Below are 17,471 nucleotides of genomic sequence, written 5' to 3'. Positions count from 1 at the left end.
TCCTCCTGGAAAGTGCATCAGGCGTTGATGCGCGCCTGGGCGGCCAGGCGATTGATCGCCCGGTCGAGATCTTCAAGTGCGCCGAAGGCCTTCGGGTCTTGCTGCTTGAGCAAGGTTTCGCTGCGTTGGCAAGCGGCGCGCAATTGCGGAACTCCGCAATAGCGGGTTGCGCCATGCAGGCGATGAACCCGTTCGATCAGGGCGTTATGATCGTTACTTTGTCGAGCCTGGCGGATGGCTTCGCGGTCGGCTTCCAGAGATGCCAGCAGCATTGCCAGCATGTCAGCCGCCAGATCGGCCTTGCCGGCGGCCAGGCGCAAGCCTTCTTCGTGATCGAGCACCTGCAACTCGTAGGTGCTGGCGTGGCCATCGCCTGCACGCTCGGGCGTATGGTTGCGCAGTGCCAACCCGCTCCATTTGAGTACCACTTGCGCCAGTTGCCGCTCGCTGATCGGCTTGGTCAGGTAATCGTCCATGCCGCTTTGCAGTAATGCGCGTTTTTCGTTGGCCATGGCATGCGCCGTGAGGGCCACGATCGGCAGCGGCGTGCAATGCCGCTCGCTTTCCCACTGGCGGATCGCTTCGGTACTTTGGCGCCCATCCATGCCGGGCATCTGCACGTCCATCAATACCAGGTCGAATGTCTCGTTCTGCACCGCCTTGATCGCTGCGTAGCCGCTTTCCACGGCGAGCACCTTGGCGCCCATGTCTTCGAGCAGGGTTTGCACCAGCAGCAAATTGGCCGGGTTGTCGTCGACGCACAGCACCTTCGGCGCGCGGCTCGACAGCGGCTCGCTGGACTCGGTGCGCGACTGCCGCGGGTTGACCAGGTCGGACAGCGCGCGCCGCAGCTTGCGGGTACAGGCAGGCTTGGCCTGGAGCTGGCTGTGGGGGTTGGGCACCGACAGGTGGAATAGCGTCTGCTCCGTGGTGGGGCACAGCACCAGCACCTTGCAACCCAGGTGCTCGAGGTCCCAGATGTGTTGGTTCAGGCGTTCCGGTGGCATGTCGTTGCTGGTGATGCCCAGCACCGCGAGTTCGATCGCCTGATCGGTCTGATGCACGCCGGTGACGCCGTTCGTCAGGTTTTCCAGGGTATTGAACGTGGTGACGTCCAGGCCACAGTCTTCCAGTTGATGCTGCAACGCCTGGCGTGCCAGCTCATGATTTTCCAGCACGGCGACCCGCCGTCCGAGCAGCGGCGCACCCGGCAGGTCCTCGGCATCATCGCGGGTCTTGGGCAGGTTCAGGCTGATCCAGAATTCCGAACCCTCGCCCGGGGTGCTGTCGACGCCAATCTCGCCCCCCATCTGTTCGATCAGGCGCTTGGAGATCACCAGGCCCAGGCCCGTGCCACCGGGTTGCCGCGACAGCGAGTTATCGGCCTGGCTGAAGGCCTGGAACAGCGCGCGCACGTCCTGGTTCGACAGACCGATGCCGGTGTCCTGGATGCTGATGCGCAATTGCACGCTGTCTTCGTGCTCTTCTTCGAGCATGGCCCGGGCGACGATGGTGCCCTCGCGGGTGAACTTGATCGCATTGCTGACCAGGTTGGTCAGGATCTGCTTGAGCCGCAACGGATCGCCCACCAGCGACAGGGGCGTATCGCGATACACCAGGCTGATCAGCTCCAGCTGTTTGGCGTGGGCGGCCGGGGCGAGGATGGTCAGTGTGTCTTGCAGCAGGTCTCGCAAATTGAACGGAATATGGTCGAGCACCAGCTTGCCCGCCTCGATCTTCGAAAAGTCGAGGATCTCGTTGATGATCCCCAGCAGGCTGTCGGCAGACTTTTCGATGGTGCCCAGGTAATCGAGCTGGCGCGGGGTCAGTTCACTTTTTTGCAGCAGGTGGGTGAAGCCGAGGATGCCGTTGAGCGGCGTGCGTATTTCATGGCTCATGTTGGCCAGGAACTCGGACTTGATCCGACTCGCCTCCAGGGCCTCCATGCGCGCCAGGTCCAGTTCGATGTTCTGGATCTCGATGGTCTCGAGGTTCTGGCGCACGTCCTCGGTGGCCTGGTCGATGCTGTGTTGCAGTTCTTCCTGGGCATTCTGCAGCGTGCCGGCCATGCGATTGATGCCGGAGGCCAGTTCATCCAGCTCCTGGCTGCCCAGGGGGGGCAGCCGAGTTTCCAGATGGCCGTCCTTGAGTTGCGCCACGGCTTGTTTGATCTGGGTCAGCGGCCGATTGATCGTGCGGCCCATGCGCAATGCCAGCAGCGCCGCGCCGCCGAGACCAGCGCCGATCATCAACAGGCTGGCGAACAGGCTGCGGTAGCCACGCAGCAGCATGCCGTTGTGGGACAGTTCGAGTTCGACCCAGCCCAGCAGGCGATCGGCTTCATCGGGGATCACGTCGCCGGCCAGGTTGCGGTGTTTGCCGAACACCGGCAGCAGGTAACGCGTTGCTTCGTTGCCACTGCGACGCTGCATCTGCGAGCCTTCGCCCATTGGCGCCTGGGTCAGCATGATCGGCCCGGCGTGGGCCCGCGGCGTGCGGTCTGGCGCAAGAAAAGTCACGGCCCGCACGTCCGGTTGTTCCAGGGACTGGGTGGCGATACGTTCCAGCATTTCGTTGTTGTTGTGCCCCATGGCTGGCGCCACCAGCGGCGCCAGTTGCTCGGCGATCATTTCGCCGCGCTGCAGGAGTTGGGTTTGCAGGTCCGATTGCTGCATCCAGGTGAAATAGCCGCCCAGGACCAATGCCATGAGGCTGGTCGGCAGCAACGTCAGCAACAGCACACGGCCCTTGATTCCCAGTTTCGTCAGCACGCCACTCTCCTGCAACCGGCTGTTTATCGAGCTGCGCGTGCGTCTGGCACGCGCCACTTGCGCAGTGTAGCGATTTGCAGGCGGGCGATCCTCGATAATTGATGCCGTCACTCGTCGGTTGGTCGTGCGCTTTTGCACCCTGCGCAACCCTTGGGTTGCCCCGGGAGAAGCAATCTTGAATAATTACCAACTGAGAATTATTTGCAGATACTAATGACGACCATCAACGCTGGCCATCCCCGTATCCTCTCCATCGAAGACGACCTCGTACTCGGTGCCTATGTGCATGAACATCTGGGCCGTAGCGGCTTTCAGGTGACGTGGTGCCAGAATGGCCGCGAGGGCCTGGACATTGCCCGCGAGCAAGCCTTCGATGTGGTGTTGATGGACATTTTGTTGCCAGGTATGGACGGGCTGGCGGTACTGACGCAACTACGCCGCAGCCATTCCACCCCGGTGTTGCTGATGTCGGCACTCGGTGCCGAAGCCGATCGAATCAGCGGCTTTCGGCTGGGGGCCGATGATTATCTGCCCAAACCCTTCAGCATGATCGAGTTGCGCGTGCGCATCGAAGCCATTCTGCGCCGCGTAGCGCTCGATCGCCGGCCGACGCCTGTGGCGATGGTGGCCGAGGTAGACAGTCTGCGTTTTGACGACGATCACTTCGACGTTTTTCATGGACAACAACCTGCCGGCCTGACTCGAACTGAGTATCGCCTGCTGGAAACCCTGAGCCGCAGCGTCGATGAAGTGCTGAGCAAAGCCTTTCTTTATCAACAGGTACTGCAACGCGGTTATGCCGCCCACGATCGTAGCCTCGACATGCACATCAGCCAGATTCGCCGCAAACTCAAGGCCATCGGCTATACCGAGCGGGAGGTACGCACGGTCTGGGGCAAGGGCTATATCCTGAGTGCCGTCGATGAGATGTAACGTGCCGGGCCGGCACTCGCTGTTCTGGAAACTGGCGTGCCTGTTGGTGGCGTTCTGTCTGCTGATGATCTGGTTGAGCTGGTCCTGGGGCCGCTACATGGAGCAGCGCAACCAGTTCCTCTCCGATGAGGCCCGTGGCACCCTGGCGCGCTATGCCGCCGAAGCCGAACAAGCTTGGCAGCAGGGCCAGAGTGTCGGCGTCGATGACTGGCTGCAGGGCATGCATCAGCGGGAGAAAGGCTGGGTCGGTGTCATCGGCGGTGATTTGCAATCCTTGAGCAACCAATCGCTGACGGACAAGGAAGTCGAGCGCCTGACTTTTTTGCGCGGCCTCGATTGGCCGATCCACAAGAAAGGCCGGCCGTGGATGCGCATACCGTTTCCCAGTGACCCGTCCGTCGGCAGCCTGGTGATCGAACTGCCGCAACGCTTCGTGCCCGGGCGCTACCGGGTGTTCTGGCGGGTGATCACCAATGGCGTGATTCCGGGCTTGTTCACCTTGCTGTTGTGCGTCGGCCTGTATCGCTTGTTGGTGGTGCCACTCAATCACTTGCGCGAACAGGCCAATGCCTGGCGTGCCGATCAACTGAACGTACGGCTGTCGAGCCGCACCACCAATCGTTCCGATGAGTTGGGCGAATTGGCCAGGGCGTTCGATCACATGTCCGAGCGCCTGCAAAGTACCGTGGCATTGCAGCAACAACTGTTGCGCGACCTGTCCCATGAATTGCGCACGCCGTTGAGCCGCCTGCGGGTGGCCAGTGAAAGCGAGCAGGGGCTTGAACAGTTGCGCGAGCGCATTGGCCGCGAAGTCGATGGCATGCAACGGCTGGTGGAGGACACGCTGCAACTGGCCTGGCTCGATACCGAACGTACGCGATTACCCGACGAATCGATCCAGGTCCAGGCCCTGTGGGAAATGCTCACGGAAAACGCCTGTTATGAAAGTTGCTGGCCGGATACGCAGTTGCAATGCTCGGTGGACGCCTCCTGCTGGGTGCGCGGCCATCTCAATACCCTGGCCCAGGCCCTCGAGAACATGCTGCGCAACGCCATTCGACATTCGCCCGAGGGTGGCATTGTTCATTTGGGCGGGCGGCGTGACGGCGACTTCTGGTACCTGTGGCTGGAGGATCAAGGTGGTGGCGTGGCGGAGGCGGATCTTGAGCGGATCTTCCTGCCCTTTACCCGCCTCGACGGCTCGCGGCCGGGGGATGGCGGATTTGGCCTGGGCTTGAGCATCGCCAGGAATGCGGTGCGGCGTCAGGGTGGAAGGCTTTGGGCGCAGAACACAGGGAGCGGGTTGCGGATGAATATGCGGTTGGTGGCGGATGATGGAACTGTCAGTGACGATGCCATCGCGAGCAGGTTCTCCCATCCTGCAACGCACTGATTTTGCCGGAGCGTTCCTGAGTTTCTGTACGACATTTCCCAAAGGGTATCACCGGTCATTTCAAGCATCCTTGACGGCTTAAGCTCAGGCTCTTACTCGTGTCCAAGGAGTCATTGCATGACCGTACCCCAGGTGCCCGGCAGTACCACCGATGATCGCTTCAATGAAGTGCTTGCCCTGATTCACAGTGCCAGGCGACAGGCCGTGCAGGCGGTGAATACTCAACTGATCGAGCTCTATTGGCAGGTTGGTGCTTATATAGGCCGCAAGATGGAGAAGGCGGAGTGGGGTGATTCCGTTGTTGGTCAATTGGCGGAGCATCTCAGTCAGACCCAGCCGGGGCTGCGTGGTTTTACTCGGCCCAATCTGTTTCGCATGCGTCAGTTTTACGAGACGTACCGGGGCGATGAGAAAGTCTCACCACTGGTGAGACAATTACCCTGGACCCATAATCTGGTCATCTTCAGCCAGAGCAAACTTCCGCAAGAGCGGGAGTTTTACTTGCGTTCGGCGATCCAGGAAAAGTGGTCAAAGCGCGAGCTGGCCTGCAACAACTGTTTGTCCGGCAGTTGGACCTGATACTCCGCGATCAGCGCGGGTGACAGGCTGCGGTTAAGGGCGTATTCGACGACTTCGTCATCCTAAGAAGGCTGAATCAGACGCTTATTCCCATAAACCATAAGCACCACACTTTGCGTGATATGGCCTTGCGAGGTTTGCCGGTATGATAGGCGCCCCCGCAGTCTGGATTGCGAATACGCCATGACCTTGCAGTACCCAACCATCGCCGATTGCGTCGGCAACACTCCGCTGGTCCGTTTGCAGCGCCTGCCCGGCGAAACCAGCAACACTCTTTTGCTCAAGCTCGAAGGGAACAACCCGGCGGGTTCGGTCAAGGACCGTCCGGCGCTGTCGATGATCACCCGCGCCGAGTTGCGCGGGCAGATCCATGCCGGCGATACGTTGATCGAAGCGACCTCCGGTAACACCGGCATCGCGCTGGCCATGGCCGCGGCGATCAAGGGTTACAAGATGATCCTGATCATGCCGGACAACTCCAGCGCCGAACGCAAGGCTGCCATGACCGCTTATGGTGCCGAACTGATTCTGGTCAGCCAGGAACAAGGCATGGAAGGCGCCCGCGACCTCGCCCAGCGCATGGAAGCAGAGGGTCGCGGCAAGGTGCTGGACCAGTTCGCCAACGGTGACAACCCGGAGGCGCACTACACCACCACCGGTCCGGAAATCTGGCGCCAGACCCAGGGCACCATCACCCATTTCGTCAGTTCCATGGGCACCACCGGCACCATCATGGGCGTCTCGCGCTACTTGAAAGAACAGAACGAGAACGTGCAGATCATCGGTCTGCAACCGATGGAAGGTTCGGCGATCCCGGGTATCCGTCGCTGGCCCCAGGAGTATCTGCCGAAGATCTACCAGGCCGATCGCGTGGACCGTATCGTCGATATGGCCCAGAGCGAAGCCGAAGACGTGACCCGTCGGCTGGCTCGCGAAGAAGGCATCTTCTGTGGCGTGTCATCCGGCGGTGCCGTGGCAGCGATGCTGCGCCTGTCCAAAGAAGTTGAAAACGCGGTGATCGTCGCGATCATCTGCGACCGTGGCGACCGATACCTGTCGACCGGCATTTTCGACGCGCCCAACTGATGGCCAAGCATGAGAGAGGCCTGCGCTTCCAGCCCACGGGCGGCAGCAAGGCCCCGCAAGTCCCGACCGGCAAAAAGCAGCGCCTGAACATCGAGCGCCTGGCCAACGACGGTCGCGGTATCGCGTTTTTCGAAGGTCGCACCTGGTTCGTCATCGGCGCACTGGCCGGTGAAGAAGTCGAGGCACGCGTGCTCGGTGCCCACGGCAAAGTGGTCGAGGCGCGTACCGAGCGGGTGTTCAAGTCCAGTGAACTGCGTCGCCCGGCACCGTGCGCCCATGCTGGTCGTTGTGGCGGCTGCAGCGTGCAACACCTGCCCCATAGCGAACAGCTCGCCTTGAAACAGCGCATGCTCGCCGAGCAATTGTCGAAGGTCGCCGGTGTCGAGCCCGAAGAGTGGGTTGCGCCTTTGAGCGGTCCGGAGTTCGCTTATCGCCGTCGCGCGCGGGTAGCGGTGCGCTGGGACATGAAAGCGAAAAAACTCGAAGTCGGTTTCCGCGCCGCCGGCAGCCAGGACATCGTCGGCATCGATGATTGCCCGGTGCTGGTACAGCCCTTGCAGCCGATCATGGCCCACTTGCCGCAGATGCTGCGACGATTGAGCAAACCTCAGGCCCTGGGGCACGTGGAATTGTTCAGCGGCTCATCGCTGGCGGTATTGCTGCGCCACATGGCGCCGTTGTCCGAAAGCGACTTGACCATCCTCAAGGAATTCTGCGCGCTCCATGAAGCCCAGTTGTGGTTGCACGGGGACGGCGAGCCGCATCCGGTCGAGGCCGATCAGTCCTTGGGCTATCGTCTTGAACAGTGGGATTTGAATCTGGCGTATCGGCCCGGGGATTTCATCCAGGTCAATGCCGGGGTCAACGAAGCGATGGTTGCCCAGGCGCTGGATTGGCTGAAACCGCAAGCCGATGAGCGAGTTCTCGATCTATTCTGTGGGTTGGGTAACTTTGCCTTGCCATTGGCTAAAGCTGTTCGCGAAGTCGTTGCGGTGGAGGGTGTGCAGGTGATGGTCGATCGCGCAGCCGCGAATGCTGTCAGCAACAATCTGCATAATGCGCAGTTTTTTCAGGCCGATTTATCCCAGCCGTTGACCGATGCTGAATGGGCGCGTGAAGGCTTTTGTGCGGTACTCTTGGACCCACCGCGTGACGGCGCTTTCGAGGTCGTGCGCAAGCTCAAGTCCCTGGGGGCCGAGCGGTTGGTCTATGTGTCGTGCAACCCGGCAACCCTGGCGCGCGACACGGTCGAATTGATCAAGCAGGGCTACCGGTTAAAACGTGCCGGGATTCTCGATATGTTTCCTCAGACGGCACATGTCGAAGCCATGGCGTTATTTGAAGCGAGCTAGGATGCTCGTCTGGTCCGACTGGCCCGCCCGTGCAGCCGCGTACCAGCCCGACGTGGGCTCATGGGCAACGAAGGTCAGCGATTTGACGCATTGAATCTGCGTCGTAGGGAAGGTAAGCAAGATGGTACAGGTGAGAGCACACCAGCCGATCAACACCGACGGCAGTATCAATCTCGAGGCTTGGCTCGATCACGCGGTCAGTGTCGATCTGGCACTGGATCGCGAAGCCTTGAAAGAAGCCTGCGAGTACGCTCGCGAGGCCGAACAACAAGCCAATGCGGCGAAGAATTTGTGGTCCGAAGGGACCTCGAGTTTCCGCACCGGCCTTGAGATCGCCGAGATCCTCGCCGACCTCAAGCTCGATCAGGATTCGCTGGTTGCCGCGGTTCTCTACCGCGGTGTGCGTGAAGGCCAGATTCCGTTGCCGGCGGTCAGCCAGCGCTTTGGTCCCGTAGTCGCCAAACTCATCGACGGCGTGCAACGCATGGCCGCGATCAGCGACAGCCTGAGCCCGCGCAAGTCCATGGTGATGGGTACTCAGGGCCAGGTGGAAAACCTGCGCAAGATGCTGGTGGCCATGGTCGACGACGTTCGCGTCGCCCTGATCAAACTGGCCGAGCGAACCTGTGCGATCCGTGCGGTGAAAACCGCCGATGACGAAAAGCGCAACCGCGTTGCCCGCGAGGTGTTCGACATCTACGCGCCGCTCGCTCATCGCCTGGGTATCGGCCACATCAAGTGGGAACTGGAGGACTTGTCCTTCCGTTACCTGGAGCCGGACCAGTACAAGCAGATCGCCAAGTTGCTCCACGAGCGGCGACTGGATCGCGAGCGCTTCATCAGCGACGTGATGAGCCAGCTGAAAAACGAATTGCAGGCCACCGGGGTCGATGCCGATATCAGCGGCCGGGCCAAACATATCTATTCGATCTGGCGCAAAATGCAGCGCAAGGGCCTGGAGTTCAGCCAGATCTACGACGTGCGCGCCGTGCGTGTGCTGGTGCCGGAAATGCGCGACTGCTACACCGCGCTGGGCATTGTCCACACCCTGTGGCGGCACATTCCCAAAGAATTCGACGACTACATCGCCAACCCCAAGGAAAACGGCTATCGCTCGTTGCACACGGCGGTGATCGGTCCTGAGGGCAAGGTGCTGGAAGTACAGATCCGTACCCACGCCATGCATGAGGAGGCCGAACTCGGTGTATGCGCCCACTGGCGCTACAAGGGCACCGACGTCAAGTCTGGCTCCAATCACTACGAAGAAAAAATCTCCTGGCTGCGTCAGGTGCTCGAGTGGCACGAAGAGCTGGGTGACATTGGCGGGTTGGCCGAACAGCTGCGGGTCGATATCGAACCCGACCGGGTCTACATCTTTACCCCGGACGGTCACGCCATCGACTTGCCCAAGGGCGCGACGCCACTGGACTTTGCCTACCGTGTGCACACCGAGATCGGTCACAACTGCCGTGGCGCCAAGATCAACGGGCGCATCGTGCCGCTCAACTACAGCCTGCAGACCGGTGAGCAGGTCGAGATCATCACCAGCAAGCACGGCACGCCAAGCCGCGACTGGCTGAACCCGAACCTGGGTTACGTCACGACGTCACGGGCACGGGCGAAGATCGTTCACTGGTTCAAGTTGCAGGCCCGCGACCAGAATGTCGCCGCCGGTAAAACCCTGCTGGAACGGGAACTCAATCGCCTCGGCTTGCCAGCGGTGGATTTCGACAAGCTGGCCGACAAGGCCAACATGAAAACCGCCGAGGACATGTTTGCCGCGCTCGGTGCCGGCGACCTGCGCCTGGCGCAACTGGTCAACCTGGCGCAGCAACTGGTCGAGCCGGAACGTGGCAACGAACAGCTGGAACTGATTCCACGCAAGGCCACCGGCTACAAGCCAGGCAAGCGTGGTGATATCCAGATCCAGGGCGTGGGCAACCTGATGACCCAGATGGCAGGTTGCTGCCAGCCGTTGCCGGGGGATGCGATCGTCGGCTACATCACCCAGGGGCGTGGCGTCAGTATCCACCGCCAGGACTGTGCCTCGGTGCTGCAATTGGCCGGGCGCGAGCCTGAACGGATCATTCAGGTCAGCTGGGGGCCGGTACCGGTGCTCACCTACCCGGTGGACATCGTCATCCGTGCCTACGACCGTTCCGGATTGCTGCGTGATGTCTCGCAGGTGTTGCTCAACGAGCGAATCAACGTGCTGGCGGTCAATACCCGCTCGAACAAGGAGGACAACACCGCGCTGATGTCCCTGACCATCGAGATTCCAGGGCTGGACGCGTTGGGGCGGTTGCTGGGGCGGATTTCCCAGTTGCCGAACATCATCGAAACCCGGCGTAACCGTACGCCATGAACCTCACCCCTGTAGGAGCTGCCGCAGGCTGCGATCTTTTGATCTTGATTTTTTAAGATCAAAAGATCGCAGCCTGCGGCAGCTCCTACAGTGCGTTTGAATGGGATTAATGATGTACAGCCTTGAAGACTTATTGCACCTGATGAACCGCCTGCGCGACCCGCAGTACGGCTGTCCGTGGGACATCAAGCAAACCTACGCCACCATCGTCCCGCACACCCTCGAGGAAGCCTATGAAGTTGCCGATGCCATCGAGCGGGGTGATTTCGATCACCTGCAGGGTGAGTTGGGCGACCTGTTGTTCCAGGTGGTCTACTACAGCCAGTTGGCGCGGGAAGAAGGGCGTTTCGAATTCGCTGGCGTGGTCGACAGCATTACCCGCAAGCTGATCCGCCGTCATCCGCATGTATTTCCCACCGGTGATCTGTACGCGCCGCTGGATGTACCGCGCTTGAATGAAGAGCAGGTCAAGCAGCGCTGGGAGGAGATCAAGGCCGAAGAGCGTGCGGAGAGATCCGCTGCACCGCAACAGCTGTCCTTGCTCGACGATGTCCCGGCAGCCTTGCCGGCACTGTCCCGTTCGGCAAAATTGCAAAAGCGCGCAGGGCAGGTCGGCTTCGATTGGCCCGACGCCTTGCCTGTATTGGACAAGGTTCGCGAAGAACTTGATGAAATACTCGAAGCGATGGCCGACAACGACTCGGTGGCGATTGCCGATGAAGTCGGCGATCTACTATTTTCCGTGGTTAATCTGGCGCGTCACCTCAAGGTCGATCCGGAAACTGCGCTGCGTGGTGCCAACAGCAAGTTCGAACGACGCTTCCGTTTTATCGAACAGGCATTGCGCGACACCCATCGTCCCATGGAAGATTGCACCCTCGAAGAGTTGGACGCCCTGTGGGGCGAAGCCAAACGCCAGGAAAAGAATGTGCCCAGCTGCGGTTGAGCAGTTGCCTAAGTGAGTAATAAGCACCATGAGCATTTCCCTTCGCGACCAGTTGCTCAAAGCAGGGCTGGTCAACCAGAAGCAGGCCAAGCAGGTCAGCAAAGACAAACAGAAGCAGCAACGCCTGGCCCACAAGGGGCAGATCGAGCTTGATGATTCCCAGCAGCGTGCAGCCCAGGAGGCCATGGCCGAGAAGGTCAAGCGCGATCAGGAGCTCAACCGTCAGCAACAGGAAAAAGCCGAGGCCAAGGCCCGTGTCGCGCAGATCAAGCAATTGATCGAAGCCACGCGCCTACCGAAATTGACGACCGAGGACTACTACAACTTCGTCGACGACAAGAAGGTCAAGCGCCTCTCGGTCAACACGCTGATGCGTAACAAGCTCAGCAACGGTTCGCTGGCCATCGTGCATCACGCCGGAGGCTACGAAGTGATCCCCCGAGAAGCTGCCCTGAAGATCCAGGAGCGCGATCCACTGCGCATCGTGCAACTGAATGTGCAGACCGAAGAAGTGGCCGCCGAGGACGATCCGTACGCGGCCTATCAGATCCCGGATGACCTGATGTGGTAAGCGGTTAACGGCTGCAATAACGACAAACCCCGCTCATGGCGGGGTTTGTCGTTTTTAATGCGGTCATTGCTCAAGCGGAGCGTAGCGCTCGTTGCTGCTCCAGAGTTTCCAGTTCGGCCTTGTAGTTGTGGGCGTCAGTCTCGCTATGGAACATCCCGACCAGCAGGTCCTGTTGGTACACATCCCAGATGCGGACACCGGCGGCTACGCCTTCGTGTGACATGCGTGAATCGTCGCGTTCAGTTACTTTTACAGTCATCTGCTAGCTCCAATTTCTATTATCTGCAGCAAGGCATGTGCAGGACTCTGTTATAGAGTTTGGTAGCTAGCTAAGTAAACGACTGAGTCTGGAAAGAGTTTGTTGCAGAATTGGAAACAGTCCTGCTGCCCGCGTAATCCGCGACATTCAGTCGCAGGCTGTTGAGTTCCATGACAAAAGCTTCATGTTCACGAGGAAGATTCGCGGCCTAAAGGCCGATCTTGTGGGAGCGAGCCTGCTCGCGAAGACGGCATCACATTCAACATCTTTATCGACTGTCAGGCCGCCTTCGCGAGCAGGCTCGCTCCCACAGGGTTTTGCGTTTTTGAAGGCAAAAAAACGCCCCGAACCAGTCGGGGCGTTTTCATGTGCGGCTCAGCAGCGGGGAATTACTTGCCTTCCCAGCGCTTCAGTACCAGCGTGGCGTTGGTGCCACCGAAACCGAAGCTGTTGCTCATCACAGTGTTGATGGTGGCGTTTTCGCGGGTCTTGGTCAGTACCGGCAGGTCGGCCACTTCTGGGTCCAGCTCGTCGATGTTGGCGGAACCGGCAATGAAGTTGCCTTCCATCATCAGCATGCAGTAGATCGCTTCGTGAACGCCGGCGGCGCCCAGGGAGTGACCCGACAGGCTCTTGGTGGAGCTGATGGCCGGAGCCTTGTCGCCGAACACTTCACGCACGCCTTTCATTTCCGCGACGTCGCCGACCGGAGTCGAAGTGCCGTGGGTATTCAGGTAGTCGATCGGGGTGTCGACGGTGGACAGCGCCTGCTGCATGCAGCGGATCGCGCCTTCGCCGCTTGGGGCGACCATGTCGTAGCCGTCGGAGGTCGCGCCGTAGCCAACGATTTCCGCGTAGATTTTCGCGCCGCGGGCCAGAGCGTGTTCCAGCTCTTCCACCACGACCATGCCGCCACCGCCTGCAATGACGAAGCCGTCACGGTCTGCGTCGTAGGCGCGGGAAGCTTTTTCCGGAGTGTCGTTGCGCTTGCTGGACAATGCGCCCATGGCGTCGAACAGGAACGACTGGCTCCAGTGTTCTTCTTCACCGCCGCCGGCGAAAACGATGTCCTGCTTGCCCATCTGGATCTGTTCCATGGCGGTACCGATGCAGTGAGCACTGGTGGCGCAGGCAGAAGCGATGGAGTAGTTCAGGCCCTTGATCTTGAACGGAGTGGCCAGACAGGCGGAAACGGTGCTGCTCATGGTCCGCGTGACGCGATATGGGCCAACGCGCTTTACGCCTTTCTCGCGCAGGATGTCCAGCGCTTCCATCTGGTTCAGTGTCGATGCGCCACCGGAACCGGCAATCAGGCCGGTGCGCGGGTTGGACACTTGCTCTTCGGTCAGGCCGGAGTCAGCAATGGCGTCTTTCATGGCCAGGTAGGCGTATGCCGCCGCGTGGCCGACGAAGCGATAGATCTTGCGATCGATCAGTTCTTCAAGGTTGAGGTCAATGGAGCCGGAAACCTGGCTACGCAGACCCATTTCGGCATATTCCGGGTTGAACCGGATGCCAGGGCGGCTTGCACGCAGGTTAGCGGAGACGGTCTCTTTGTCATTGCCCAGGCACGAAACAATGCCCAGACCAGTGATAACGACGCGGCGCATGCGGATAACCCTTAGAAGTTGTCAGTGGAGGTGAAAACGCCGACCCGGAGGCCTTCGGCGGTGTAGATTTCGCGACCGTCGACAGTCACCGAACCGTCGGCGATGGCCAGGTTCAGCTTGCCCTTGAGGACGCGCTTGATATGAATGTTATAGGTGACTTTCTTGGCGGTCGGCAGGACCTGGCCGAAGAATTTCACTTCGCCCGAACCCAGCGCACGGCCACGGCCCGGCAGGCCTTGCCAGCCCAGGAAGAAACCGACCAATTGCCACATGGCGTCGAGGCCCAGGCAGCCCGGCATCACCGGATCACCTTCGAAGTGGCAGGCGAAGAACCACAGGTCCGGAGTGATATCCAGCTCGGCGACCAATTCACCTTTGCCGTACTTGCCACCCTCTTCGCTGATCAGGGTGATGCGATCGACCATCAGCATGTTCGGGGCGGGCAGTTGCGCGTTACCTGGGCCGAACAGCTCACCGCGACTGCAGCGCAGCAGGTCTTCCCGGGTAAAGGCGTTTTGTTTGGTCATGCGAGCTCCTCAATAGTCCCATGCGGCAGGTGGGGCAAATCATCCCGGCCGATCGAAGCGTTCATGCCTCGAACCGGCAGCCTACTCATAGACTATTGCGTTGTAGTGAAAGTCACAGCACCAAGGACATGAATGTACACTTGTGCACTGAAATTTTTAATCAAGCCCCTTTTCGAGCTTGTTCGGGTGCCTAAGACTGCCGCACTTTCGCCTTTCACGCCAGTCACAGATGCTCGAAAGGCCTGTACTACTGCACCCATCGCTGCAGAATTTGCTGAAGATCAGTGCGTTTGAAGGGCTTGGCCAGGTAATCGTTCATTCCCGCCGACAAACAAGCTTCGCGATCCCCCTGCAAGGCGTTGGCGGTCAGGGCAATGATCGGCAAGTCGGTACAGCCGGGCAGTTCACGAATCTGCCGGGTGGCTTCATAACCGTCGATGACCGGCAGTCGGCAGTCCATCAGTATCGCCTCGAAAATCAGGCTCTCGGCACTGCGTACTGCCTGTGCGCCATCGGCGGCGACGCTGACAGTAAAGCCGAGGCTGCGCAGCATGGCTTCGATCACTGTCTGGTTGACCGGATTGTCTTCGACCAGCAGCACATTGCGCCCTTCGCCATCCCCCTTGTGGGTCGGTACGCGCGGTACCCGAGCCGGCAAGGCTTGCTGATACAACGCCAGCGGAATCTCGAGGGTAAATATCGAGCCACGGCCTTCCTCGCTCTGGGCGCGCAAGGTGCCACCCATGCGTTCGGCGAGTGTGCGTGCAATCGGCAGGCCCAGGCCGGTCCCACCATAGCGTCTTGATATGGAGCTGTCGGCCTGCTGAAACGCGTCGAACATCAATTCCAGGCTTTCGGGGGGAATGCCAATCCCACTGTCGCGCACCGTGCAGGTGAACCACAGCAGTTCGTGATCCAGGGACTGCCACTGCGATTCGATGCGCACGCGTCCCTGTTCAGTAAACTTCAGGGCATTGCCGACCAGATTGACCAGTATTTGCCGGATGCGCGTCGGGTCACCCTGAACCTGCAGCGCGCGCATGTCTTGTGGGATCTGCAACTGTAGATCGAGCCCGCGTTGGACGGCGCTGTGCTGGAACGACTGGGCGCAACTGCCGATCAGGTCTGCGAGATTGAAGGGGATATGCTCTAACTCCAGTTCTGAGCGTTCGATACGCGAAAAATCCAGAATGTCATTGATGACTTTGAGCAGGTGCTCGGTGGATTCCGAAGCCAGAGCCGCGTATTCGAGCTGTTCTTCGGTCATCTGGGTGGTTTCCAGCAATTGCAGCATGCCAAGCACGCCATTCATCGGCGTGCGCAGTTCGTGGCTCATCATGGCGAGGAAGTCGGACTTGGCGTTATTGGCCTTTTCCGCTTCCTCGCGGGTCTGGATCAACTGCGCCATGGCCTGGTGCTGTTCGTGGCTGGCCTGCTCGAGCCCCTTGGCGAGGTTGTTGATGTGTTGGGACAGGGCGCCGAGTTCGGTGTCGTCAACGATGGGCAGGGGCGTCTTGTAGTCGCCGGCCTGGATCGCCTTGACCGCATTGCCGATATCGCGGATCGGTTGCGACAGGCTCGCGGCCAGGCGCCGGGCGACCATGAAGGTAAACAGCAGGGCGAACAGCGCCAGAATGCCGGCCTTGAGCAGGATTTCCTGTTGGCGCTGGCTGAACGCATCATTGGACAGGCCAACGATCACCCGACCCAGGTAATCCTCGGCGGGCGCCGTGGGGGGCACGCTGCCGTCCTGGAAAAAATCATTGTGCAGCGCGATCCGTTGCAGGCGCACGGGGGCCTGGAAGACTTCAATCTGGTGCGGCTTTTGGTAGCTTGCCGAAGGTTGCTCGACATACACCAGAATCCGGTTGGCGCTGTCCTGCACCTCCAGGAACCGTACGTTGGGCGTTGCCAGCGTGGCCTTGAGCAGGCTTTCGAGCACCTCGTTATTGCCCGAAATCACCCCGTATTCGGTGGCCGGCGCCAGTTGGTTGGCAATCAACTGGCCGGTGTGGTTGAGCTCCTGGCGCAGGTCCTGGATCCGCACGAAAGTGAAGAAACTGATCAACAGTAACGTCAGCAGCAGGGCAGGGCCGAGGCTGATGATCTGGGTACGGGTACTGATGTCCCAGCGGCGACGGAAGGTCATGGCTGGCGTTCTCCTTCTGCCAACAGCGTTGCGACAGCCACTTCATTTACCTGTTCAAGCCCCAGGGAACGAGACACCTGCCGATTGCTGGAGACTTTGAAGCGGTGTGGATATTGCGTGCGTGGCCACGTGGCGGGTGGCAGGTCGAGCAGCTCATCGAGAATCGCCAGCCAGTCGCTTTGATCGCTGTAGGTACTGGCCAGGCTCCCGGCCTTGACGAACCCTGCATTGGGACCGATCAAGGCCAGCTGCCGCGCATAGCTGCTGAGCAACAGGTTTTTCGCGGTTTTCGGGTTGTACAGATCGGGGTCGTCGAGGCCCAGTACTACATCGCTGTTGTCCAGCAAAGCCTGCAAGGGACGACTGTCCTGGGTGTTTTCCCAACGTTCGGTGACCACTTCAAGACCCAGGGGATAGGCGGCCTGGCGCAGTTCCCGCAACAGGAACTCGCTATGGCTGTCGTACAGGACGCCAACCCGCTTGGCCTCGGGCAGCAGGACACGGGTGAGGCGCAATTGCCGGTCCAGTGGCGGATCGCTCCAGAGCAGGCTGAGGTGCGGGGGCAGGGCGTGCCCAAGGTGTTGTCGCGCCTGCAGGCGGCTGATGCGCAGCACCAGTGTCGCCGGGCCGCGAGGGTCCTGCAGGCGCCAGTCGAGACTGGGCAGATCGAGCAGGATCAAGCGGGTGTCCGCCGCCAGCTTGCCCGGTGGCGGCAGGCTGGCCAATGGCTGGAAGTGCACGTTGTCGGCCGGTCGCAATTGCACCAGGGCCTGGACGAAGGATTGCACGCCGGGGCTATCGTCGACACCGGTCAGGAGAATGTCCGCGGCGCTGGCCGAATGGCTGTGTAGCCAGCCACCGAATACCAGGCAAGCCATGGCCAACAGATGGCCAAGGATTGACGGCTTGCGTGGCGGGCGATGCGGCATC

The 17,471-nt window shown here is 60.3% G+C and carries 13 protein-coding genes and 1 pseudogene; 8 read left to right on the top strand and 6 right to left on the bottom strand.

The window, feature by feature from the left end:
• Window positions 1-17: 17 nt before the first annotated feature.
• Window positions 18-2,771: a response regulator gene (locus HGP31_RS24270; RefSeq protein ID WP_168758811.1), complete on the bottom strand. Its 2,754-nt coding sequence runs from the start codon at window positions 2,769-2,771 to the stop codon at window positions 18-20.
• Between the two features lie 213 nt (window positions 2,772-2,984).
• On the opposite strand from HGP31_RS24270, the gene HGP31_RS24265 reads away from it, so the two are divergent.
• From HGP31_RS24265 to HGP31_RS24225, 8 genes and pseudogenes are all read left to right on the top strand, one after another.
• Complete coding sequence (locus tag HGP31_RS24265; protein WP_020799711.1) at window positions 2,985-3,704, top strand: response regulator transcription factor; 720 nt, start codon at window positions 2,985-2,987, stop codon at window positions 3,702-3,704.
• The gene (locus HGP31_RS24260) at window positions 3,694-5,097 is read left to right on the top strand and encodes a sensor histidine kinase (RefSeq protein ID WP_168758810.1); all 1,404 of its coding nucleotides are present in this window, start codon (window positions 3,694-3,696) and stop codon (window positions 5,095-5,097) included. The genes HGP31_RS24265 and HGP31_RS24260 overlap by 11 nt, the downstream gene beginning before the upstream one ends.
• Before the next feature lie 117 nt (window positions 5,098-5,214).
• Window positions 5,215-5,640: pseudogene (locus tag HGP31_RS24255) on the top strand (DUF1016 N-terminal domain-containing protein); the annotation flags it as partial.
• 219 nt (window positions 5,641-5,859) lie between these two features.
• Window positions 5,860-6,762, top strand: coding sequence for a cysteine synthase CysM (cysM, locus tag HGP31_RS24245; protein WP_020799708.1), 903 nt, complete (start codon window positions 5,860-5,862; stop codon window positions 6,760-6,762).
• On the top strand, window positions 6,762-8,114 hold the full coding sequence (gene rlmD, locus HGP31_RS24240; RefSeq protein WP_168758809.1) for a 23S rRNA (uracil(1939)-C(5))-methyltransferase RlmD: 1,353 nt from the start codon (window positions 6,762-6,764) through the stop codon (window positions 8,112-8,114). The genes cysM and rlmD overlap by 1 nt, the downstream gene beginning before the upstream one ends.
• Window positions 8,115-8,235: 121 nt before the next feature.
• A complete protein-coding gene (gene relA / locus HGP31_RS24235) occupies window positions 8,236-10,479 on the top strand; it encodes a GTP diphosphokinase (protein ID WP_020799706.1) in 2,244 nt (747 codons plus the stop codon).
• 112 nt (window positions 10,480-10,591) lie between these two features.
• Window positions 10,592-11,425, top strand: a complete 834-nt coding sequence (mazG, locus tag HGP31_RS24230; RefSeq protein ID WP_168759222.1) for a nucleoside triphosphate pyrophosphohydrolase — start codon at window positions 10,592-10,594, stop codon at window positions 11,423-11,425.
• 28 nt (window positions 11,426-11,453) lie between these two features.
• Window positions 11,454-11,996 (top strand): DUF2058 domain-containing protein, encoded by a 543-nt coding sequence (locus HGP31_RS24225; RefSeq protein ID WP_168758808.1) that lies wholly within the window; start codon window positions 11,454-11,456, stop codon window positions 11,994-11,996.
• A 70-nt stretch (window positions 11,997-12,066) separates the two neighbouring features.
• On the opposite strand, the gene HGP31_RS24220 is transcribed toward HGP31_RS24225, so the two are convergent.
• From HGP31_RS24220 to HGP31_RS24200, 5 genes are all read right to left on the bottom strand, one after another.
• Entirely contained in the window at window positions 12,067-12,255 is a 189-nt protein-coding gene (locus HGP31_RS24220; RefSeq protein ID WP_020799704.1) for a hypothetical protein, read from the bottom strand.
• A 389-nt stretch (window positions 12,256-12,644) separates the two neighbouring features.
• Entirely contained in the window at window positions 12,645-13,865 is a 1,221-nt protein-coding gene (gene fabB / locus HGP31_RS24215) for a beta-ketoacyl-ACP synthase I (RefSeq protein WP_008016529.1), read from the bottom strand.
• Window positions 13,866-13,876: 11 nt separating this feature from the next.
• The gene (gene fabA / locus HGP31_RS24210) at window positions 13,877-14,392 is read right to left on the bottom strand and encodes a 3-hydroxyacyl-[acyl-carrier-protein] dehydratase FabA (protein ID WP_003179264.1); all 516 of its coding nucleotides are present in this window, start codon (window positions 14,390-14,392) and stop codon (window positions 13,877-13,879) included.
• Window positions 14,393-14,639: 247 nt separating this feature from the next.
• Window positions 14,640-16,541: an ATP-binding protein gene (locus HGP31_RS24205; RefSeq protein WP_033045355.1), complete on the bottom strand. Its 1,902-nt coding sequence runs from the start codon at window positions 16,539-16,541 to the stop codon at window positions 14,640-14,642.
• Window positions 16,538-17,470, bottom strand: a complete 933-nt coding sequence (locus tag HGP31_RS24200; RefSeq protein WP_020799702.1) for an ABC transporter substrate-binding protein — start codon at window positions 17,468-17,470, stop codon at window positions 16,538-16,540. The genes HGP31_RS24205 and HGP31_RS24200 overlap by 4 nt, the downstream gene beginning before the upstream one ends.
• Between the last annotated feature and the right edge of the window lies 1 nt (window position 17,471).

Source organism: Pseudomonas umsongensis (genome assembly GCF_012647205.1).
GTDB lineage: Bacteria > Pseudomonadota > Gammaproteobacteria > Pseudomonadales > Pseudomonadaceae > Aquipseudomonas > Aquipseudomonas umsongensis.
The sequence above is the reverse complement of the archived record's forward strand: the minus strand, read 5'-3'. Positions and strand labels throughout refer to the sequence as shown.